Raw genomic sequence first — 20,370 nt, 5'->3', positions numbered from 1 at the left:
TTGCCACTGGCGGACACCGGAGCCGCCGCCGGAGCGCTGACCTGGTTGCCACCACCCGTCGCGTCCTGACCCGAGGTCGAGTCACCCGCAGCGGTACCGGTCGATGAACCCGTCGACGAACCGGCCGGAGCCGACGCCGTCGAGCCCGAGGACGAGGAGTCCCCCAGCACCGAGACGGCGTTGCCACTGGCGCTGACCGGAGCCGTCGCCGGGGCGCTGACCTGGTTGCCACCACCCGTCGCGCCCTGACCCGAGGTCGAGTCACCCGCAGCGGTACCGGTCGATGAGCCCGTCGACGAACCGGCCGGAGCCGGCGCCGTCGAGCCCGAGGACGAGGAGTCCCCCAGCACCGAGACGGCATTGCCACTGGCGGACACCGGAGCCGTCGCCGGAGCGCTGACCTGGTTGCCACCACCCGTCGCGTCCTGACCCGTGGTGGTGTCAGATCCCGAGTTGGCAGGAGCCGACGGCGCGGTGGTCGCCGAACCCGAGCTTGTCGAGTCGCCGACCACCGAGATGGAGTTGCCCGTCGGCGTGACGGGGGCGACGACGGACGTTGCCGCCTGGTTGCCACCGAGGACGCTTTCGGCGCCCGTGGTCTCATCGGCCGAGGCTTGTCCTGCGAAGAACAGGATGCCGCCCCCGACCACGAGGGCTACTTCGAGCCCTCGACGCAGATATGCATGCATGGTCTTTCCTTCCTGATCGTGCTGTGTCGCCCGCGAAGCGGGCATGGCTCGTGAGCGCCTTCCAGAGGCGCCAGAGCAGCATCAATCAGGTCGAGAACCGGGCTGAGCCGGCAGTCCCCGAGGAACCCGCCAGTCGGAGGAGCTGGATCCCCACAGGGTGAGGCGTGGAAGAACGATCGCGTGGCCGATGGAGGAAAGGTCCCCGGAGGACGGGCCTCCACCCGGGTTGGGTACCGAGTTGAGAGGAGGCATCGGTGACTGCGGCGCGGGGAACGGCTCGGGCCAGTCGGACGGTTCGGGAGCGGCAGAGCGTGTTGTCATGCCCACCGTGACGGCACCTGGGCGCACGCCATGTGAGAGGTCGGAGTCGAAGGACGCCACCGTGAGCCCTCGCGGAACCAATGCAGCGGGTGCACCTGCAAGCGGTTTCACAGGTGTCGCAAGCGGATCCGCATGACTCTTGACCGCTTCCCCCAGGGGTGCGGCGGAGAAGCCAGGCAGCGGTAGGCCCACCAGTGGATCGCGACCCACGACCGGGAGCGCGTCCGCCACGGTCACCACCGCATCGGCGACGACCACGACTGGAGCCTCGAGGACAGGCACGGCTGCGGCGACGGCCTTGAGCTCGTCCACGCCGGCATCGACGCTCCCGGCCGTCGCCACGCGGAGCTGCTCGACGACGGGTACGGCAGGGCTGCCGGAACTCCCTGCCGCAGCGGCCACGGGGTGCCCGAGCGCCCTGCCGGGCAGGTGCGCCGGCGCCCGAGCCGCGGCAGCGACCGAGGTCGGCGCCGTGATCGGCTTCGCCACTGTGGCGACGAGCTTGGCGGGAGCGGGACGCTCTGCGGCCTCAGCGTGCGCGGAGGAGAACAGAACCCAGGCGAGGCACAGGAAGGCAGCGCAGAGGAACAGCCTCAACAGGCTGCCGACGCGTTGCGTCCCCCGCATGTAGTCGTCCCCAAGCTCCCCGGCCCAAGGTGTCTACCTGTTTTCAGTTGACCATGGGTGACCAGGGCCCGCAACCAGGGGCACCGTTGGCCCCCTTTCAATTGAGGTCAGGAACTGACCGCATCGCGCCCTAGCCTGAACTCATGAGCCAGACAACCGAGACCCTTCCCACCGTCCCCTCGTCGAACGCCGGCTCGGGCGAACGGGCCGATCTTCTGGAGTCGCTGCGCAAGCACCGTGGCTTCCTCCGTTTCGCTGCCAAGGAGCTCACCGACGACCAGGCTCGCGCCCGGACGACCGTCAGCGAGCTCACCCTCGGCGGCCTCGTCAAGCACGTCGCCGATGTCGAGGCGCAGTGGGCGACCTTCATGGTCGAAGGCAGCGGGTCGGCCCCGGACATCGACTGGGAGTCGATCGACTGGGCGAACCCGCCGGCAGAGGTGGCGGCCTTCGCTGACTCGCACCGCCTGCTCGACGGCGAGACGCTGGAGGGCGAGCTCGCGCGCTACGAGGAGGTCGCCCGTCACACCGACGACCTCGTCCGGACCCTCGACCTGGACACGGTCCACGAGCTGCCCAAGGCGCCGTGGTTCGAGCCCGGGGCAACGTGGTCGGTCCGCCGGACCGTGCTGCACATCCTCGCCGAGACGTCGCAGCACGCCGGCCACGCCGACATCATCCGTGAGTCGCTCGACGGCCAGAAGACGATGGGCTGACCGCGCTGTCGGCCTGAGCGACCTCAGCGGACCCGCGCCCGACTTCCACCCCGAGCAACGACGCGGCCCCGGTCACCATGATGGTGACCGGGGCCTCGTGCGCACTCACGCGGCATACCGAAATCGGTTGCGGCGCAGCAGGACTCAGCTGTTCACGAGCGACCGGAGGACGTACTGCAGGATGCCGCCGTTGCGGTAGTAGTCGGCCTCGCCGGGGGTGTCGATGCGGACGACCGCGTCGAACTCCACGGGGTCGGCACCGTCGCGGACCGCGGAGACCTTGACCGTCTTGGGCGTGGAGCCCTCGTTGAGGGCCGTGATGCCCGAGATCGAGATCGTCTCCGTGCCGTCCAGGCCGAGCGAGTCGGCGGACTGCCCCGCCGGGTACTGCAGCGGGATCACACCCATGCCGATGAGGTTCGAGCGGTGGATGCGCTCGTAGCTCTCGGCGATGACCGCGCGGACGCCGAGGAGGCGGGTGCCCTTGGCAGCCCAGTCACGGGACGAGCCCGAGCCGTACTCCTTCCCCGACAGGATGACCAGCGGCACACCGGCGTCCTGGTAGGCGGCCGAGGCGTCGTAGATCGTCGTCTGCTCGCCTGCCTTCGCGGAGGGAGTGTCGACGAAGGTCTTCGTGAAGCCGCCCTCGACACCGTCCAGCAGCAGGTTCTTGAGCCGGATGTTGGCGAACGTGCCCCGGATCATGACCTCGTGGTTGCCACGCCGTGAGCCGTAGGAGTTGAAGTCCTTGCGGTCGACGCCGTGCTCGGCGAGGTAGGTCCCAGCGGGGCTGTCGGCCTTGATCGAGCCGGCCGGGCTGATGTGGTCGGTCGTGACCGAGTCGCCCAGCTTCGCCAGCACCCGCGCGCCCTCGATGTCCGTGACCGGCGTGGTGTCCATGGACATCCCGTCGAAGTACGGGGGCTTGCGGACGTAGGTCGAGTCGTCGGCCCAGTCGAACGTCTTGCCCTCAGGCGTCGGCAGCGACCTCCAGCGCTCGTCGCCGGCGAACACGTCGGCGTAGTCGCTGGTGAACATCTCCTTGTTGATGCTCTCGGCGATGGTCCGCTCGACGTCGGCCGGAGCCGGCCACAGGTCCTTGAGGAACACGTCGTTGCCGTCGGTGTCCTGGCCCAGCGGCTCGGCGTCGAAGTCGAAGTCCATCGTGCCGGCGAGCGCGTAGGCGATGACCAGGGGCGGCGACGCGAGGTAGTTCATCTTCACGTCCGGGTTGATCCGGCCCTCGAAGTTGCGGTTGCCCGACAGCACCGAGACGACGGCGAGGTCGTTCTCGTTGATGGCGGCCGAGATCTCGTCGCTCAGCGGGCCGGAGTTGCCGATGCACGTGGTGCAGCCGTAGCCGACGAGGTGGAACCCGAGCTTCTCGAGGTAGGGCCACATGCCGGCCTTCTCGTAGTAGTCCGAGACGACCTTGGAGCCCGGTGCCATCGAGGTCTTGACCCACGGGGCCACGGTCAGCCCGCGGTCCACGGCGTTCTTGGCGAGCATCGCGGCGGCCATCATCACCGACGGGTTGGACGTGTTGGTGCAGCTCGTGATCGAGGCGATCGAGACGATGCCGTGGTCGATCTCGAAGGTCGCCCCCTCTGCCGAGGTGACACTCACCCTCTTCGTGGGTCGGCCGGTGCCGTCCCCCTCGTATGCCGGCTTGTCGCCGCCGTTGGTGCCGTCGGTGCTGCCCTGCGGCGACGGGTCGCTCGCGGGGAAGCTGGTGGCCGCGCCGGCGTCGCCCTCGTGGTGCGCGACGTAGGTCGGCAGCACCTTGCGGAAGGCGTCCTTGGCGTCCGTGAGCGCGATGCGGTCCTGCGGGCGCTTGGGGCCGGCGATGGAAGGCACCACGGTCGACAGGTCGAGCTCGAGCCGTTCGGAGTAGCGCGCCTCGGGCTGGTCGGGCCCGGCGTGCAGCCACATGCCCTGCTCCTTGGCGTAGGCCTCCACGAGGGCGACCGACTCGTCGGAGCGGCCGGTGAGGCGCAGGTACTCCAGGGTCACGTCGTCGATCGGGAAGATCGCGCAGGTCGAGCCGAACTCGGGGCTCATGTTGCCGATGGTGGCGCGGTTGGCCAGCGGAACGGCCGAGACGCCCTCGCCGTAGAACTCGACGAACTTGCCGACGACGCCGTGCGCGCGCAGCTGCTCGGTGATGGTGAGCACCACGTCGGTTGCGGTCGCACCGGCCGGGATGGACCCGGACAGCTTGAAGCCGACGACGCGAGGGATGAGCATCGAGACGGGCTGGCCGAGCATCGCGGCCTCGGCCTCGATGCCGCCGACACCCCAGCCGAGCACCCCGAGGCCGTTGACCATGGTGGTGTGGGAGTCGGTGCCGACGCACGTGTCGGGATAGGCCACGCCGTCGCGGACCATCACGGTGCGCGCGAGGTGCTCGATGTTGACCTGGTGGACGATGCCGGTGCCCGGGGGCACGACCTTGAAGTCCTCGAACGCGGTCTGGCCCCAACGCAGGAACTGGTAGCGCTCGCCGTTGCGCTGGTACTCGATCTCGACGTTGCGCTCGAAGGCGTCGGCGCGGCCGAAGACGTCGATGATGACCGAGTGGTCGATCACCATCTCGGCCGGGCTGAGGGGGTTGATCTTGGCCGGGTCGCCGCCGAGGTCTGCCACTGCCTCGCGCATGGTGGCCAGGTCGACGATGCAGGGCACGCCGGTGAAGTCCTGCATGAGGACGCGTGCCGGCGTGAACTGGATCTCGGTGTCGGGATCGGCGGTCTCGTCCCAGGCGCCGAGGGCCCGGATGTGGTCGGCGGTGATGTTGGCGCCGTCCTCGGTGCGCAGGAGGTTCTCCAGCAGCACCTTCAGGCTGTACGGGAGGGTCTCGCTGCCCTCGACCGCGCTCAGTCGGTAGACCTCGTAGGAGTTGTCACCGACCTTCAGCTCACCGTGGGCGTTGAAGCTGTTCGTGCTGGCCACTGCCTGCTCCTTCGATGCTCTGGGATCGTTGCTGTGAGGCTGCACCAGGTCGTGCTCGATGCGAACCCGATTTATCTTGACGTCAAGATATCACGTCGGTCAGGCCTGTGCCTGATCCTGCTCCACGGGCGCGTGCAGCGAAAGTGGAAGCGGGTGTCGGGCCTCTGCGACGGCATCACGCACTCGTTCTGTCGAACAGGGCGATGCACTCGACGTGGTGGGTCATGGGGAAGGCGTCGAAGGCCCGGAGCCCTGCGAGGCGATACCCGGCCGCCGCGAGGAAGGCCGTGTCCCGGGCCAGCGCCGACGGGTCGCAGGCGACGTAGGCGATCGCCCGCGCCCCCAGCGCCGCCACCTGGGCGGCGACGTCGCGACCGGCTCCGGTGCGCGGCGGGTCGAGCACGACGAGGTCGGCGCGCAGCGGCAGCAACGGATGCCGACGCAGCTTGCGCGCACGCTGGGCGCGGTTGCGCGTGGGTCCTGACCGGTGCGCCCGCGGCACACCGAACGCGTCGTCCACCCGCGCCCGCACCACGACCACCGACGGGTATGCCGCGAGGTTGCCCGCCGCCGAGGCGACGGCTTCGGTGTCGGACTCCACCGCGACGACCTTGCCCGACTCCCCCACGCGCTCGGCAAGGGCCGCGGCGAACAGTCCCACCCCGGCATACAGGTCGAGGGCGGTCTCACCCGGCTGGGGGGCGAGCATGCCGGTCACGGTGTCGACAAAGGTCGCGGCCGCCCCGGGGTGGACCTGCCAGAAGCCGCGCGCCGACACCTCGAAGGTGCCCGAGAAGCTCTGTGCCCCAACGCGCTCCGTGACGACGGGAGCGTCCTCCTCGCCAGAGGGGACAGGGACGACGACAGCCTCGCCCTCGGACGGAGCCGCGACGTCGACGGCCACCTCGCCGGACCAGTCCCGCGCCAGCACTCCTGTCGCCAGGACACGCGGATCCGCGATGAGGCACGACTCGACGGGGATGACCTCGTGCGACCGACTCCCCCTCAGCCCCGCCCGACCTGCGTCGTCGACGGCGAACTCGACCCGGGTGCGCCACCCGAGTCCGGCCTCGTCACCCGGCACCGGCTCCACGGCCACGTCGACGTCCTGCCTGGCGAGCCGCGAGAACTGCTCTCGGACGACGGCGGCCTTGAGGTCGCGCTGGTACGACAGCTCCGCGTGCTGGAAGTCGCAGCCGCCGCACAGGCCCGGCGCGGCATACCGGCACGGCGGGGCGACCCGGTGCGGGCTGGCGTCGAGCACCTCGACGCAGTCGGCCCGCACGAACCGCTGACCCTCGCGCGCCTCCGTGATCTGCGCGTTGACCCGCTCCCCCGGGAGCGCGTGACGGACGAAGACGACGCGACCCTCGTGCCGGGCCACGCAGAAGCCGCCGTGGGCGACCGGTCCGATGTCGAGCACCACGATGTCGCCGACGGCGAGGGCAGCGGGCGTGGTCGGAGGCGTGCTCACTGCCCGAGACGGACCGAGCCGGCTGTCGGGCCGTCGAACCGCTCCTCCGCGCCCTGGGAGGAGGCGAGCTGCCAGGGGACGCTGGCCACCATGACGCCGGGCGTGAAGAGCAGCCGGCCCTTGAGCCGCAGGGCGCTCTGGTTGTGCAGCACCTGCTCGTACCACTTGCCCAGGACGTACTCCGGGATGTAGACGACGACCACGTCACGGGGATGGCCGGACCGCAGTGACTTGACGTACTCGACGACCGGACGGGTGATCTCGCGGTAGGGCGAGTCCAGGGCCTTGAGGGGCACGGGGATGTCGCGGCGGTCCCACTCCTCCTGCAGCGCCTTGGTCTCGTCCGGCTCCACGTTGACCGTGATGGCCTCGAGCTTGGACGGCCGGGTGGCGCGGGCGTAGGCGAGCGCTCGCAGGGTCGGCTTGTGGATCTTGGAGACCAGGACGATCGCGTGCACGCGGCTCGGCAGCAGCTGTGCGTCCAGGTCGTCCTCGCTGATCCGAAGCTCGTCGCGCACGCGCTCGTAGTGCTTGCGGATACGCAGCATGATGAAGAAGATCACGATCATCGCGGCGATCGCGTAGCCCGCGCCGTGGGTGAACTTGGTGAGCAGCACCACCACGAGCACCACACCGGACATGGTCGCGCCGATGGCGTTGATGACCCTGCTGCGCATCATCCTGCGCCGTTCGGCGCCGTCGCGCTCCAGGCGCAGGTGCCGGTTCCAGTGCCGGATCATGCCGGTCTGGCTGAGGGTGAATGACACGAAGACACCGACGATGTAGAGCTGGATGAGCTTGGTGACCTCGGCGTCGTAGATGAAGATGAGCAGCGCAGCGGCACCGGCGAGGATGAGGATGCCGTTGGAGAAGGCCAGCCGGTCGCCGCGGGTGTGGAGCTGACGCGGCAGGTAGCCGTCCTTGGCCAGGATCGAGCCGAGCACCGGGAAGCCGTTGAAGGCCGTGTTGGCGGCCAGGATGAGGATCAGCCCGGCGACGATCGAGACGATGATCACGCCCGGGTGGAAGCCGGAGAACACCGCCTTGGACACCTGGCCCATGATCGTGTCCTGGACGTAGTCGGCGGGGACCGGCTGTCCGTTCGGCTGCAGCAGCTGTGCGTGGGGATCCTCGGCGAACTTGATGCCGGTCCACTTCGCCAGCACGAGCATCGACATCAGCATCGTGATGGAGACCAGGCCCATGAGCAGCAGCGTGGTCGCGGCGTTCCGGGACTTGGGCTTCTTGAACGCCGGAACGCCGTTGGRGATCGCCTCGACACCGGTGAGCGCCGCACAGCCCGAGGAGAAGGCCCGCAGGAGCAGGAACATCATGGCGAAGCTGCCGAGTGACTCGAAGCCCTTCTCGGGGGCGAGGGTCAGCCCCGCGCTCTCGGCCTGCGGCAGCGTCCCGCCGAGCTCGCGGATCAGCCCGACGACGCCCATTCCGAGGACGCTGGCCATGAAGGCGTACACCGGTATGGCGAACGCCTTGCCCGACTCGCGCACCCCACGCAGGTTCATGGCCGTCAGCAACGCGACGAGGCCCACCGCCACGACCACCTCGTGGCCGCGGATGAACGGCAGCGCCGCCGCGGCGTTCTGCACACCCGACGAGATCGACACGGCCACGGTCAGCACGTAGTCGACCAGCAGGGCCGCGGCCACCGTCAGACCCGCCTTCGGCCCCAGGTTGGTGGTCGCCACCTCGTAGTCGCCACCACCGGAGGGGTAGGCGTGGACGTTCTGCCGGTAGGACGCGACCACGACCAGCATGACGCCGACCACGCACAGCCCGATCTGCCACGAGTGGGTCAGGGCGAGGAAGCCGCCAGCGAGTCCCAGGGTCAGGAAGATCTCGTCCGGCGCGTAGGCGACCGACGACAGCGCGTCGCTCGCAAAGATCGGGAGGGCCAGCCTCTTGGGGAGGAGCGTCTCGCCCAGTCGGTCACTGCGCATCGCGCGTCCGACGAGCACGCGCTTGACGACACGTCCGGAGGTGGGCACGGCCAACACTCTAGGGCGCGCCATCCACGGCTGCGCGGCGCCCTGCGGACGTCTGAGGCCGCGGTGTAGCGTCGGCGTCGTGCACTTCGTCATCATGGGCTGCGGCCGGGTGGGCTCCTCCCTCGCGCTCAGCCTCGAGAGTCAGGGCCACGACGTCGCGATCATCGACCAGGAGGAGTCGGCGTTCCGTCGGCTGGGGTCAGCCTTCGAGGGTCGCAGGGTCACCGGCGTGGGCTTCGACCGGGACACCCTCCACGAAGCCGGGATCGCTGACGCCTACGCGTTCGCCGCTGTCTCCAGTGGCGACAACTCCAACATCCTCGCCGCCCGGGTGGCCCGCGAGACCTTCGGTGTCGAGCACGTGGTCGCCCGCATCTACGACCCCGGTCGCGCCGAGGTCTACCAGCGGCTCGGCATACCCACCGTGGCAACGGTGAAGTGGACGGCCGACCAGATGCTGCGCCGGCTGCTCCCCCAGGGGCACGTCCCCGAGCTCGTCGACCCGTCCGGCAACGTCGTGATCGCCGAGGTGACGGTCAACCCCACCTGGGTCGGCCACCGCATCAGCGAGCTGGAGGCCRCCACGGGCAGCCGCGCGGCCTACCTGACGCGGTTGGGTGCCGCGATCCTGCCGGGTGCCGACAGCGTCTTCCAGGAGGGCGACCTGCTCCACCTCGTCAGCCTCGCGACGGAGCTCGCCGCCGTCGAGCGCACCCTCGACGCACCACCCGTCGTGACCGAGCACTAAGCCACCAAGACCGAGCCACACGGCATGTGATCAACACGTACTGATCAACAGAAGGAAACCAGCATGCGCGTCGTCATCGCCGGGGCAGGCAGCGTGGGCCGCTCGATCGCCCGCGAGCTCCTCCACAACGGCCACCAGGTGCTCCTCATGGACCGGGAGCGCAAGGACGTCCAGGCCAGCAAGATCCCGGACGCCAACTGGCTCCTCGCGGACGCCTGCGAGATCACCGCCCTGCACGAGGCCGGACTCGCCGAGTGCGACGTCGTCGTCGCGGCGACCGGTGACGACAAGGTCAACCTCGTGGTGTCACTCCTGGCCAAGACCGAGTTCGGCGTGCCACGCACCGTCGCCCGCGTCAACAACCCCAAGAACGAGTGGATGTTCGACGAGGCCTGGGGTGTCGACGTCGCGGTGTCGACACCACGCCTGATGACCGCACTGGTCGAGGAGGCCGTGAGTGTCGGTGACCTCGTGCGCATCTTCCAGTTCCAGCAGGGCAAGGCCACGATGGTGGAGCTGACCCTGCCGCCCGAGAGCCCCTATGCCGGCAAGCGCGTCGGTGACGTGACGTTCCCGGGAGAGACCGTGCTGGTCGGGATCATCCGCGAGGACCACCCGATCGCCCCCAGCCGGGACGACTCGCTCGAGCCGCACGACGAGCTGCTGTTCATCTCGACGCCGGAGTTCGAGGACGAGCTCGAGGCGATGCTCAGCCCCGGTCAGCGAGTCCCGCGCAACGAGGAGTGAGCTCCCTCAGGCCCGCCGCTCGGACTCGCCCGACGTCACGGGCTCCTGCGTCTCGTCGGACGCCAGGACCTCGGCGGGCTCCTGCACCGGGCGGTCGGAGTCGTCGAGCTCGGGGGGCGTGTGTCCCTTGACCAGCAGCAGGCCCATCACGCCCACACCTGCCAGCCAGAGGGGCCACCCGAGGACGACCTTCGCGACGCCCAGGAGGGCCACCTGCCCGGCCAGGTAGAGCGGCACCATGACGAGCAGCCGCACGACGAAGAGGCCGACCAGGACGAGCGTGAGCCGCTGGCAGACCCTGACCAGGCCGCGGTCGCGGTGCCAGCCGACCGGATCGTCGGCCATTCGCGGGTCACCGGCGCCGACCATGAAGCCGACCAGCGGCCAGCGGACCACGACCGAGACGGTCGCCACCGCGAGCATCACGGCATTCCAGATCATGCCGGGCAGGAAGGCGTCCTGCGCGCGACCGCTCCGCAACGCGAAGAACGCCGCGATCGCCGTGGGGAAGACCGCCGAGAGGACGAACTGCAGACTCTGTCGCTGCACGACTCGCAGGACGGCGAGGACCACCGTCACCGCCACGGAGGCGACGATGGCCGTCGTCAGCTCCTGGCGCCACACCCACAGGACGACGAACGCCACGGTGGGCAGGGCGGTCTCGAGGGAGCCGCGCCAACCGCCCAGGGCAGTGGACAGGCGATGCCGGATGAGCTCTTCGACGGTGGTACCGGCGCTCGGTTCAGTGGGCACGCAGCGGGACGATCTCGTAGGAGGGGTTGAAGATCGTGGGTATGCCGCGGGTGTAGGTGACGCGCCCGTGGGCGCGGAGGTAGGTGCCTGGCTGGATGCCGCCGATGGTCCTGCGCCCCAGCCAGATGAGGTTGATCGTCCGGCTGCCGTCATAGAGGTCGATGACCAGCGCGGGGACGTTGACCCGCGGGCGCAGGGTCACTGCACGCACGGTCCCCGACACGGTCGCCTCTTGGCGATCCCGCAGGTCGCACATGGGGGTGCAACCCATCCGGGCGGCATCCTCCTTGAGCTCCTCGGCCTCGATCTGGGTGACCGACTTGGTCAGCCGTTCGCCGAGTCGGGACAACGCCGACTTGCGGCCGTGCGCAGGGTGAGGGGCGACGGTGGTGGGCTGCTTGGTGGCCATGATGTGTCCTACCTGACCTCGGTGATCTCGGGACCCCGCTCGAAGGGCTTGAGGTCGTCGACGTGTCCGGATGCCCTCTGCGCGTCGGCACTCTCGGCGTCGGACGGCGAACCATTGGCCAGGGATGCGTCGGTCTCGGGCACCTCGACCTGCTCGGGGAGCTTGAGCAGCAACATCTCCCGGGGCGCCATCGCGCCGTCACCACGGACCACGACGGTGCTGCGCACCACGTCGAGCAAGGGTGCGGCGGCCTCGTCCTCGATGGCGGCACGGCCGGAGAAGACTGCACGGAGGAACCACCGGGGACCATCCACACCGGCGAAGCGGGCGGGGGCGAAGACGGTCCGTCCGTCGGGCCCGGCCGAGGGCATCCTCGTGCGAAGCTCGGTGCCGAACGGACCGCGGGCCTCGTCGGCGGTGCCGCCCTGGGCGAGGATCGACTCGGCGATCTCCGCGCGGATGTCGTCCCAGATGCCCAGCGTCCTGGGGGCGGCGAAGGCCTGGATCTGCACGGCCGAGTCACCGATGACGGCGGTCGCGCCGACCACCTGGTTGGCGGCCTCGTCGACCTCCAGACGCAGTTCCATCCCCGGGACCCCCTGGATGCGCAGGGCGCCGAGGTCCAGCCGTCCGTCGCCGTCGAGGTCGACCTCCGAGGAGTCGAACGGCCCCTGGACACCGGGACGCTCGCTCGCACCAGCTGCGTCCACCGCATCCTCGCGGCCCGTCGAGCCCGTCGAGCCCTTCGAGCCCGTCAGGTCGGTCGTGCCCTCGGCGTCGGCGGCCTCCCGCGCGTCGTCGGAGTCCGTCGAGCCCGCCGGGTTGACGGTCTGGTCGAGGGTCTGGTCGAGGTCCGCCGCATCGGTCGCGTCGGTGTTCTTGCCTCGTCGGAAAATGCCCACTGGTGAGTCAGTCCTTCGTTGTCTGGGTGTGGTCGCCGAAGCCGCCACTGGCACCGTGTCCAGTGTCACCCCGCGAGGTGGCTTCGAGCGAATCAACCTCGAGGAACTCCACCCGTGCCACCTGCTGGACCACCAGCTGGGCGATGCGGTCGCCACGACGGACGGTGAACGCGTCGCGCGGGTCGAGGTTGATCAGGTTGACGAGAATCTCGCCGCGGTAGCCCGCATCGACGGTGCCCGGGGCGTTCACGATGCTGATCCCGTGCTTGGCGGCGAGTCCGGAGCGGGGGTGCACGAGGCCGACCCAGCCGTCGGGAATGGCCAGTGCCACTCCGGTGGGGACCAGGCTGCGCTCCCCCGGCTCGAGCGTGACATCGGCGGCAGCGCACAGGTCTGCTCCTGCATCGCCCGGGTGGGCGTAGGACGGCAGCGGCAACCCGGTGTCGAGGCGGCGCACGCCGACCGAGACCGTCGACGGCGGAACGAGAGAAGGGCCAGTCACGTGGACTGACCCTATCTCTGCACCGAGCGTGCCAGCGCCACCCATCGTGGCACGCCAGGCGCCGCTCACGGTGTCACCGTTCACCTACGCGGCGCACTCCCGGCACACCATCTGGCCGCCGGACTCGGAAGCCAGCTGGCTGCGGTGGTGTACGAGGAAGCACCTGGAGCAGGTGAACTCGTCGTACTGGCGCGGGATGACCCGAACCGAGAGCTCTTCGCCGGACAGGTCTGCACCGGGGAGCTCGAAACCCTCGGCCTGCTCGGTCTCGTCGACGTCCACGCTGGAAGCGCTCTTGTCGACGCGGCGGGACTTCAACTCCTCGATCGAGTCCTCGGACAGCTCGTCGTCGGTCTTGCGCGGCGCGTCGTAGTCAGTCGCCATGGTCGCTGTCGCTCTCCCTGTTGTGTCGGTGATCTGTGTCTCCCCGTGCCTCGGAAAGACGAGTCGCCGGTGTTAACGCTGGTGCCTGCGGTTTTGTGCCCACCGCAGGCGGGGATTGTGCCCTATCCAGCGCCCCACGTCACCATCGGGTCCAGATTCGGMCACCCCATGACCTCGCGGCCCCCTGCGGGACGTGCCAAGCCGCGGCCAAGTCATGGTCTGGGTTCACCCAAGATTCACCCAGACCGGGCAGCCCCAACTCCCACGAATGGCGTTTGTACCCGTAGAGTCCTCACCTCCGGCCCGGCCGACCCGACTTGTGAAACGACGAAGAGAGGGGTGCACGATGACCGAGTTCCACTCCGAGATCACCCAGCGCGCCACCCGCGCGGCACAGTCCCTGCGCACAGCCCAGGAGTCCGGCGACGACTACCTCGCCTCCGTCCGTGAAGCAGAGCTCGAGAGCCTGGCCCGCCTCGCGGACGAGCACGGCCTGCGCATCCCCGAGCTCACCAACTACAGCGCAGCCTGACCCTCCGGGTCACCACGCGGGCTAGCTTCCCGTGACGTCTCTGCCTGCCCGCTCCGTCGCACGCAGCACCACCTCGTGCAGTTCGGTGTGCAGCGGGGTCGCCGCGCCGACCACCATCGCGTCGCTGGGTGGTTGCGAGTCGAGGCCGGAGAACACGCCTCCGGCTTCGGTGAGCACCAGCCAGGCCGCGGCCAGGTCCCACGGGTTGAGCCCGCGCTCGTAGTAGGCGTCCAGGCTCCCCGCGGCGACCGAGCAGATGTCGAGCGCGGCACTCCCGATCCGGCGGATGTCGCGGACCTGCGGCAGGACCCCGAGCAGCACCCGGGCCTGCCAGTCGCGACGCAGCGCGTCGTAGCCGAAACCGGTGCCGACCAGGGCATGACCGAGCGCGGGCGGGCTACCGATCTCCAGTCGGGTCGCCGGCGCGGTCCCGACCCGCAGCCAGGCTCCTGAGCCGACCCGTGCGTGGAACAGCTCACCGGTGACCGGGTTGACGACGGCCCCTGCCACCGGTCGCCACGCCCCCGGCGTGGTCGGGTCACCGACGACGGCGGCCACGGACACGGCATACGCAGGAATGCCGTAGAGGTAGTTGACCGTGCCGTCGATGGGGTCGACGACCCAGGTGATCTCCGAGTGGGTGTCCGTGCCGCCCTCCTCCTCGCCGAGGAAGCCGTCCTGGGGCCGGGCTTCGTGCAGGCGTGAGCGCAGGAGGTCCTGGGCCCGCTGGTCCATGATCGTGACGACGTCGGTGGCGGTGCTCTTGGTCTTGGAGACGCTGAGGTCGGCGGGGCGTTCGTCGACGACGAGCCGGCCCGCCTCCAGGCACACCTCGACCGCAAGGCGCTCGAGGGCCTCGAGGGTGGTGGCGTCCGGTGCGTGCAGCTCCATGGTCAGTCCCGCCCGCACAGGGCCGGCCTGGCGTCCCGCAGGTTGGGGCAGCACCCCGGGGCACAGGTGGACGGCATGGCGGCCCGGCCCGGCCAGGCCGGCGTGGCAGGCTCCTCGCCGCGCGCCTGGGCGGCTCTCTCCAGGACGAGGTCGACCAGTCCGGAGACGAACTCCGCATCGACACCCACCGTCGGCACACGCACGAGGCGCAGCCCGAGCCGCTGCGCCGTGGCGGCGGCCTCGGTGTCGAGGTCGTAGACGACCTCCATGTGGTCGGAGACGAAGCCGATGGGTGCCACGACCACCACCGTGGCACCCTCCCGCGCCAGCTCCTCGAGGCGGTCGTTGACGTCGGGCTCGAGCCACGGCTGCGCGGGAGGACCCGATCGCGAGCAGAACACGAGCTCTCCGGTGAGGTCGGTGTCGAGGGTCGCGTTCACCTCGTCGGTGATGGCGGCCCCGAGGGCGATGTGCTGTCGGCTGTAGGCGTTGCCCTCCGCGTCGCCTGGTCCAGACGTGTCGTCCATCGCCGTCGGTATCGAGTGGGTGACGAACAGCAGCCGGATTCCGGCAGCCTCCGCTCCGTCGTGCAGGGCGCCGCGCACGGCTTCGGTGACCAGCCTGGTGTTCGCGCGGGCGAAGCCCGGGTGGTTGGAGTAGGGGCGGATCTTGTCCAGCTCGATGGTCATCCCTGACTCCGCCACCGTCTGCTGCGCGGCAGCGAGGTCCTCGCGGTACTGCCGGCAGGAGGAGTACGACGAGTAGGCGCTGGTGACGACGGTGACCAGGCGCCGCAGGCCCTGGTCGTGCGCCTGCGCCAGGGCCTGCGCCGTGAAGGGGGTGAAGTTGCGGTTGCCCCAGACGATCGGGGTGTCGATCTCGCGCCGGTCGAGCTCCCCGCGCAACGCGGCCAGCAGGGCGCGGTTCTGGTCGTTGATCGGACTGCGGCCGCCGAAGCCGTAGTAGTGCTCGCCGACCTCGAGCAGCCGCTCGTCGGGGATGTTCTTGCCTGCGGTCACGGTTCGCAGGAACAGCAGCACGTCCTCGGGCTTCTCGGGTCCACCGAAGGACAGCAGGAGGATGCCGTCGTAGGGCTCGAGGGGTCCTTCGTCAGTGGTCACGTCAGCGAGCCGTTCATGTGTGGTCTCCAGTGCGAAGGGGTTTCGGGGCGTGGACGTCGAGGATGACCGCCACCATCCGCATGCCGAAGACGAGGGCGACACACCCCCAGATGACGACGGGGTTGATGGCATCGAAGTGGTGGGCGGTGACGATGAGGACCGAGCCGAGCAGGGCGGGTAGCGCGTACATCTCGCGACGCAGCACCTCCGGCACCTGGCCGGCCAGCACGTCGCGGACGATGCCGCCGCCGACTGCGGTGATGCCTCCGACGAAGACGGAGGTGAGGGGGTCCATGCCGGCGCCGAGGGCCTTCAGGGAGCCGCCGATCGCGAAAACCGCGAGTCCGGCTGCGTCGAGCACCCGGACGAAGCGCGAGATCCGCTCGACACCCGGGTGGTAGAGGAAGGTCACGAGGCCTGCGACCAGCGCGGACGCCAGGAGTCGCCAGTCGGAGATGCCCACCGGTGGCAGGGCACCGATGAGGATGTCGCGCATCACGCCACCCCCGAGGGCTGCCGCCCCGGCCAGGACGAGCACCCCGAAGAGGTCGAGGCGCTTCTTCACCGCCACCAGGCCCCCGGACAGCGCGAACGCGAACACCCCGACGAGGTCGAGTGCCAGTTGGAGGTGTGCGTCGAAGGTCAGCATCGCGAGGTCAAAACTACCCTTGCGGCGTGGGCGCTTTCGCCTCGACCTCGGGGATGGCAGAGTCAGCAGCACGGTGCCCTATCCACGAGCAAGGGCGATACGGGAGACCATGCCGATACTGGAGACGATGGCAATGCGGGATTTGCGGCTGATCGGTGTGCAGGAGGACGGCCAGCACCTGTTGCTGTCCGATTCCGAGGGGGAACGCTTCCGGGTCCAGCTCGACGAACCACTGCGCGCTGCTGCCCGTCGTGACCGGCCACGGCTCGGTCAGCTGCAGATCGAGATCGACGGAGGCATGCGTCCTCGCGAGGTACAGGCCCTGATCCGAGGCGGCCTGTCAGCGGAGGAGGTCGCGGGACGGTCCGGCTGGCCGGTCGAGAAGGTCCGCCGCTACGAGGGCCCCATCCTTGCCGAACGTGAGTACGTCGCCGGCCTTGCTCGAGCCGTGCGACTGCGCGGGCGCAGCGCCAGTGGTGCCAGCGCACCCACCCTGTCCGCCCGGGTGAGCCAGCGGCTGTCCGGCCGGGGGGTCGACCCGTCGTCCGCCGAGTGGGACGCGGCCCGCAGCACCGAGGGCGACTGGACCGTCATCCTCACCTTTCCCGCAGGCGGACGGGAGCGTCAGGCCCGCTGGTCCTTCGACGTGCAGGCCCGCACGGTCGCCGCTGTCGACGACGAGGCCCGGTGGCTCAGCGAGGAGGACGCCTCCGGGGCCACCTCTCCGCTTCCGGCTCCGCACCTCGTCTCCGCACCGGTGCGCACGACAACCGTCTACGACGTCGAAGCCGAAGGCGGTGTCGGGTCGGCCCGACACACCTCCCCGCGCGCCTCGTCGTCCTCCTCGACCGAGGAACCGCTGGACCTGATGTCGGCCATGCGTGAGCGCGCCTCGCACCGCGGCCGGCCGCGCCGGCGCAAGAACCCCCCGACCCACACCCCGGTCGACGACGCGCCCCGCCACGACGCCCTCCCCCTCGAGGACCTCGCCTACGACCCGGAGTCGATGGGTCCGCCGCCGGGAGCCAAGGGCCTGCACCCCCTCGACGACCCCGACAGCGCGATCGGCGACGACGTGCTGCCAGCGGTGCTCCCGCCGCAGGCCAGCGAGCCCGAAGTGGGCCACGGGCCCGACGTCGACGCGGAAGCGCATACAGAACCAGAGCCCGAGGCCGAGGCACCGCGTGACCACGCCGAGGCATCCGGCAACCGCGCCGAGGACGACTCGCCGGAGGACCGGGCGCCTCGCAAGACCTCCGCTGGGGCCGCTGGGGCTGCCAAGAGACCCGCTCGCCGCAGCGTCCCGAGCTGGGACGACGTCATGTTCGGGGCCAAGCCCCGCGACTGAGACCGCGCCCGACGACCTGTGCTCAGCCCTGCGGGACCGGGCAGACGTCGAGGTCGAACGGCAGGACGTCCGGTGAGGCCGCGGCTGCGCGGGCGGCTGCCGAGTTCATCCTGCGCATGAAGTGGCGGCGACAGAGCACTTCGTACTCGACGAGGGTCTCGCTGCCGGGCTTGGTGTCGCCGACGACGACCTGCTCCCCCTCGACCACCATCACGCCGCCCACGACGCGGGCGTTGTGGGTGGCCCGTCGGCCACACCAGCACAGGGCCTGCACCTGGAGCACCTGGACCTGGTCGGCGAGCTCGATCATCCTGCGCGACCCGGGGAACAGCTGCGTGCGGAAGTCGGCCGTGATCCCGAACGCGAACACGTCGATGCCCATCTCGTCGACGAGCTTCGCGAGCTGCTCGACCTGGGCAGGGGTGTAGAACTGCACCTCGTCGCAGATGAGGTAGTCGACCCGCAGCCCGCTCGTGGCCTGGTCGACCACGGCCTCCCAGAAGTCGAGGTCGTCACTGACCTCGTGGGCGGCCGTCGACAGCCCGAGCCGGGAGGACAGGACGTCGGTGCCGGCCCGGTCCAGCTTGGTGTAGATCAGGCCGGACCTGCCGCGGGCCTGGTGGTTGTGGTCCATCTGGAGGGCAAGGGTCGACTTGCCGCAGTCCATGGTCCCGGAGAAGAAGACGAGCTCAGCCACGAGAGGACACCCTAGGCGTTGTCGCGCGCTGCGACGTGGAACAGCGGCACGGCCGACTCCTCGGGTGTCAGCGAGCCGTGCAGCCCGAGCAGCGCCAGGAGCTGGGGCCGGGCGCGCCGGGAGTCGACGATGGCGAAGTTGTCCCGCATCGCCACGACCAGGTCGCCGATGCGTGGCCGGTTCACCTCGCTGACCGGTCCGAACCAGCCCTCGCGCGTGGCCTCCTCGCGCGTACGGATCCAGGCCCGCTCCCCCACCCGGGCCGCCCAGGTCTGGGCGACGTCAGCGGCCGCCCCGTCCTCGCAGTAGAGCTGCAGGGCGCGTGGCTCGCCACCGACGTGCCGGATGCCGGCCGCCAGCTCGACGTCGTGGGCGAGGTCGATCCGCAGGGCGTGGGGGGCATCCACCATGCCGTGGTCGGCCGTGATGTACACCGCGGTGTCGCTGGGCACCGACCGCACCAACCGGCCGAGCTCGGCGTCGATGGCCTCCAGCTCGTCACCCCACTCCCAGGACTGGCAGCCGAACACGTGGCCGACCTTGTCGAGCTCGCCCCAGTAGAGGTAGACCAGCGAACGGGTGCTGGACCGCACGGCCTCGAGTGAGGCGTCGACACGGTCAGCGAGCGTGTCAGCCGCGCGAAACCTCCCACCCCGCAACGCGGCCCGCGTCAGCCCTGACCCGTCGAAGAATCCCGGGCCCACGCGGGTGACCGACACCCCGGCCGCCTCGGCGACCTCGAAGACCGTCTCCTGAGGCTGCCAGGTGAGGGGGTCGGGGCCGTCCTCCCAGGAGAGCTCGTTGACCAGGCGGTCCTCGCCGGGCACCAGCACTTCGTACCCGAGCAGTCCGTGCGACCCCGGGGGCAGGCCGGTGCCGAACGTCCCCATCGACGTCGCCGTCGTGGCCGGGAAGCCGGCCGTGATGCGGTATGCCGCGGGCAGCAGCGAGCGCAGGAAGGGAGCGTGTCCGCCGCGTCGCCTGATCAGCTCGTAGCCCAGGCCGTCGACCAGGACGACGAGGGCACGACGCGCCTCGGGCAGCTCGAGGTGGGCCGCGTCGGCATACCTGCGGACACCGAGGCTCGCGGCGACGGCGGGCAGCACACCGGCCAGTCCGGCCTCGTCGTAGTGGGGTGGGAGCAGTCCCGCGTGTGGCATCGGCTAGGGCATCGCCTTGGACCGGTCCTCGACAGGGAGGGGCACGTCAGCTGCCGATGCTCGCCGACAGCTCCCGCGCGAAGCTGAGCGCCTGCTGCAGGGCCGTCTCGCCCTCGGCGTCGGCGCTGATCCGCAGCGAGATGTCGTCGGACGCGACGCTGCCCTCGTAGCCGTGGTCGGCCTCGCAGTCGGGGTCGGCGCAGGTGGCGGGCATCAGGTCGATGCGGCTCACCGCCCCCCACCCCAGCGTGAGGGTGATCTCACGGCCCAGGGATCCGGGCTGGTACTCCTGGGGACGGGCCACCACGTGGGTGATCATCACCCCGCGCACGGCCGAGAGCGGAACGCTCTCGGTCGTGGCCGTGGCGACGTCCTCGTGGCCAGGGCGTTCGTCGGTGTGGTCGTCGGCGTGGGCGATGACCAGCCGCGACGTGGTGAGCGCGAGCACGGTGATGTGGCGACGCACCACATCGTGGTCGAACGTCGTCTCCTGGTGGACCAGGTGGGACACGACCTCCTCGCCACCCAGTGCCGCGTGGACGACGTCCGCCACCAGGGCGGGGTAGTAGCCGGCTCGCTCGATGGCCCGCGTGAGGTCGACGGGCAGCGGTGTCGGCGGCACGRAGGCGCCGTTGGAGGCGGCACCGTGTGCGGAGGCACTCGGTGTGGCGGCGCTCTGTGAGCCGGCATTCTGGGGCGAGGTGGAACCCATGGGTGCCATCTTGCCCTAGGGAGGCCAACC

The 20,370-nt window shown here is 70.1% G+C and carries 20 protein-coding genes; 5 read left to right on the top strand and 15 right to left on the bottom strand.

Translation table 11 applies throughout. From position 1 onward, the window contains the following. On the bottom strand, positions 1 to 689 hold a 689-nt coding region (locus AC1DVZ_RS15705), incomplete at its 3' end, for a hypothetical protein (protein ID WP_477619141.1). Between the two features lie 1,091 nt (positions 690 to 1,780). Between AC1DVZ_RS15705 and AC1DVZ_RS15700 the strand changes: the two genes are divergently transcribed. Then, positions 1,781 to 2,353 (top strand): DinB family protein, encoded by a 573-nt coding sequence (locus tag AC1DVZ_RS15700; RefSeq protein ID WP_477619140.1) that lies wholly within the window; start codon positions 1,781 to 1,783, stop codon positions 2,351 to 2,353. 144 nt (positions 2,354 to 2,497) lie between these two features. Here AC1DVZ_RS15700 and acnA read toward each other — a convergent pair whose 3' ends face one another. From acnA to AC1DVZ_RS15685, 3 genes are all read right to left on the bottom strand, one after another. Beyond that, positions 2,498 to 5,305: an aconitate hydratase AcnA gene (gene acnA, locus AC1DVZ_RS15695; RefSeq protein ID WP_477619139.1), complete on the bottom strand. Its 2,808-nt coding sequence runs from the start codon at positions 5,303 to 5,305 to the stop codon at positions 2,498 to 2,500. A 175-nt stretch (positions 5,306 to 5,480) separates the two neighbouring features. Beyond that, a complete protein-coding gene (locus AC1DVZ_RS15690) occupies positions 5,481 to 6,779 on the bottom strand; it encodes a class I SAM-dependent RNA methyltransferase (protein WP_477619138.1) in 1,299 nt (432 codons plus the stop codon). Continuing rightward, positions 6,776 to 8,809 (bottom strand): APC family permease, encoded by a 2,034-nt coding sequence (locus AC1DVZ_RS15685; protein ID WP_477619137.1) that lies wholly within the window; start codon positions 8,807 to 8,809, stop codon positions 6,776 to 6,778. The genes AC1DVZ_RS15690 and AC1DVZ_RS15685 overlap by 4 nt, the downstream gene beginning before the upstream one ends. A 55-nt stretch (positions 8,810 to 8,864) precedes the next feature. On the opposite strand from AC1DVZ_RS15685, the gene AC1DVZ_RS15680 reads away from it, so the two are divergent. Together AC1DVZ_RS15680 and AC1DVZ_RS15675 are read left to right on the top strand one after the other, a co-directional pair. Continuing rightward, on the top strand, positions 8,865 to 9,533 hold the full coding sequence (locus tag AC1DVZ_RS15680) for a potassium channel family protein (protein WP_477619136.1): 669 nt from the start codon (positions 8,865 to 8,867) through the stop codon (positions 9,531 to 9,533). A 63-nt stretch (positions 9,534 to 9,596) separates the two neighbouring features. Further along, positions 9,597 to 10,280, top strand: coding sequence for a potassium channel family protein (locus AC1DVZ_RS15675; protein ID WP_477619135.1), 684 nt, complete (start codon positions 9,597 to 9,599; stop codon positions 10,278 to 10,280). A 6-nt stretch (positions 10,281 to 10,286) separates the two neighbouring features. Here the strand turns inward: AC1DVZ_RS15675 and AC1DVZ_RS15670 are convergent, their stop codons facing one another. From AC1DVZ_RS15670 to AC1DVZ_RS15650, 5 genes are all read right to left on the bottom strand, one after another. Beyond that, a complete protein-coding gene (locus AC1DVZ_RS15670; RefSeq protein ID WP_477619134.1) occupies positions 10,287 to 11,033 on the bottom strand; it encodes a DUF3159 domain-containing protein in 747 nt (248 codons plus the stop codon). Continuing rightward, on the bottom strand, positions 11,023 to 11,442 hold the full coding sequence (locus AC1DVZ_RS15665) for an OB-fold nucleic acid binding domain-containing protein (protein ID WP_477619133.1): 420 nt from the start codon (positions 11,440 to 11,442) through the stop codon (positions 11,023 to 11,025). Before AC1DVZ_RS15665 ends, AC1DVZ_RS15670 begins: the two co-directional genes overlap by 11 nt. Before the next feature lie 8 nt (positions 11,443 to 11,450). Continuing rightward, on the bottom strand, positions 11,451 to 12,344 hold the full coding sequence (locus AC1DVZ_RS15660) for a DUF3710 domain-containing protein (protein ID WP_477619132.1): 894 nt from the start codon (positions 12,342 to 12,344) through the stop codon (positions 11,451 to 11,453). A gap of 7 nt (positions 12,345 to 12,351) precedes the next feature. Then, a complete protein-coding gene (dut, locus tag AC1DVZ_RS15655) occupies positions 12,352 to 12,846 on the bottom strand; it encodes a dUTP diphosphatase (RefSeq protein WP_477619131.1) in 495 nt (164 codons plus the stop codon). 84 nt (positions 12,847 to 12,930) lie between these two features. Beyond that, entirely contained in the window at positions 12,931 to 13,230 is a 300-nt protein-coding gene (locus tag AC1DVZ_RS15650; protein WP_056920802.1) for a DUF4193 domain-containing protein, read from the bottom strand. 346 nt (positions 13,231 to 13,576) lie between these two features. On the opposite strand from AC1DVZ_RS15650, the gene AC1DVZ_RS15645 reads away from it, so the two are divergent. Continuing rightward, a complete protein-coding gene (locus AC1DVZ_RS15645; protein ID WP_477619130.1) occupies positions 13,577 to 13,762 on the top strand; it encodes a hypothetical protein in 186 nt (61 codons plus the stop codon). Between the two features lie 21 nt (positions 13,763 to 13,783). Here AC1DVZ_RS15645 and AC1DVZ_RS15640 read toward each other — a convergent pair whose 3' ends face one another. Genes AC1DVZ_RS15640 through AC1DVZ_RS15630 form a run of 3 tightly spaced genes read right to left on the bottom strand, consistent with a single transcriptional unit; the run spans position 13,784 to position 16,423 of the window. Then, a complete protein-coding gene (locus AC1DVZ_RS15640) occupies positions 13,784 to 14,653 on the bottom strand; it encodes an inositol monophosphatase family protein (protein ID WP_477619129.1) in 870 nt (289 codons plus the stop codon). Between the two features lie 2 nt (positions 14,654 to 14,655). Then, positions 14,656 to 15,774, bottom strand: a complete 1,119-nt coding sequence (locus tag AC1DVZ_RS15635) for a ferrochelatase (protein ID WP_477619128.1) — start codon at positions 15,772 to 15,774, stop codon at positions 14,656 to 14,658. Positions 15,775 to 15,787: 13 nt separating this feature from the next. After that, on the bottom strand, positions 15,788 to 16,423 hold the full coding sequence (locus tag AC1DVZ_RS15630; protein ID WP_477619127.1) for a trimeric intracellular cation channel family protein: 636 nt from the start codon (positions 16,421 to 16,423) through the stop codon (positions 15,788 to 15,790). 127 nt (positions 16,424 to 16,550) lie between these two features. On the opposite strand from AC1DVZ_RS15630, the gene sepH reads away from it, so the two are divergent. After that, a complete protein-coding gene (gene sepH / locus AC1DVZ_RS15625; protein ID WP_477619126.1) occupies positions 16,551 to 17,771 on the top strand; it encodes a septation protein SepH in 1,221 nt (406 codons plus the stop codon). A 22-nt stretch (positions 17,772 to 17,793) separates the two neighbouring features. On the opposite strand, the gene AC1DVZ_RS15620 is transcribed toward sepH, so the two are convergent. The 3 genes from AC1DVZ_RS15620 to AC1DVZ_RS15610 are packed head-to-tail and all read right to left on the bottom strand — an operon-like array spanning position 17,794 to position 20,340. Further along, positions 17,794 to 18,468, bottom strand: a complete 675-nt coding sequence (locus AC1DVZ_RS15620; RefSeq protein ID WP_477619125.1) for a thymidine kinase — start codon at positions 18,466 to 18,468, stop codon at positions 17,794 to 17,796. 11 nt (positions 18,469 to 18,479) lie between these two features. Then, positions 18,480 to 19,628: an alkaline phosphatase family protein gene (locus AC1DVZ_RS15615; RefSeq protein WP_477619124.1), complete on the bottom strand. Its 1,149-nt coding sequence runs from the start codon at positions 19,626 to 19,628 to the stop codon at positions 18,480 to 18,482. A gap of 46 nt (positions 19,629 to 19,674) precedes the next feature. After that, on the bottom strand, positions 19,675 to 20,340 hold the full coding sequence (locus tag AC1DVZ_RS15610; protein WP_477619123.1) for a DUF5998 family protein: 666 nt from the start codon (positions 20,338 to 20,340) through the stop codon (positions 19,675 to 19,677). Positions 20,341 to 20,370 lie beyond the last annotated feature (30 nt).

Source organism: Pedococcus sp. P2_E5, assembly GCF_056403895.1.
The sequence above is the reverse complement of the archived record's forward strand: the minus strand, read 5'-3'. Positions and strand labels throughout refer to the sequence as shown.

Bases quoted from the DNA above. Each gene is read 5' to 3' on its own strand.
- AC1DVZ_RS15700 (WP_477619140.1), top strand. From the start codon at position 1,781: ATGAGCCAGACAACCGAGACCCTTCCCACCGTCCCCTCGTCGAACGCC.
- AC1DVZ_RS15675 (WP_477619135.1), top strand. From the start codon at position 9,597: ATGCGCGTCGTCATCGCCGGGGCAGGCAGCGTGGGCCGCTCGATCGCC.
- AC1DVZ_RS15665 (WP_477619133.1), bottom strand. From the start codon at position 11,442: ATGGCCACCAAGCAGCCCACCACCGTCGCCCCTCACCCTGCGCACGGC.
- AC1DVZ_RS15650 (WP_056920802.1), bottom strand. From the start codon at position 13,230: ATGGCGACTGACTACGACGCGCCGCGCAAGACCGACGACGAGCTGTCC.
- AC1DVZ_RS15645 (WP_477619130.1), top strand. From the start codon at position 13,577: ATGACCGAGTTCCACTCCGAGATCACCCAGCGCGCCACCCGCGCGGCA.
- AC1DVZ_RS15640 (WP_477619129.1), bottom strand. From the start codon at position 14,653: ATGGAGCTGCACGCACCGGACGCCACCACCCTCGAGGCCCTCGAGCGC.
- AC1DVZ_RS15630 (WP_477619127.1), bottom strand. From the start codon at position 16,423: ATGCTGACCTTCGACGCACACCTCCAACTGGCACTCGACCTCGTCGGG.
- sepH (WP_477619126.1), top strand. From the start codon at position 16,551: ATGGCAATGCGGGATTTGCGGCTGATCGGTGTGCAGGAGGACGGCCAG.
- AC1DVZ_RS15615 (WP_477619124.1), bottom strand. From the start codon at position 19,628: ATGCCACACGCGGGACTGCTCCCACCCCACTACGACGAGGCCGGACTG.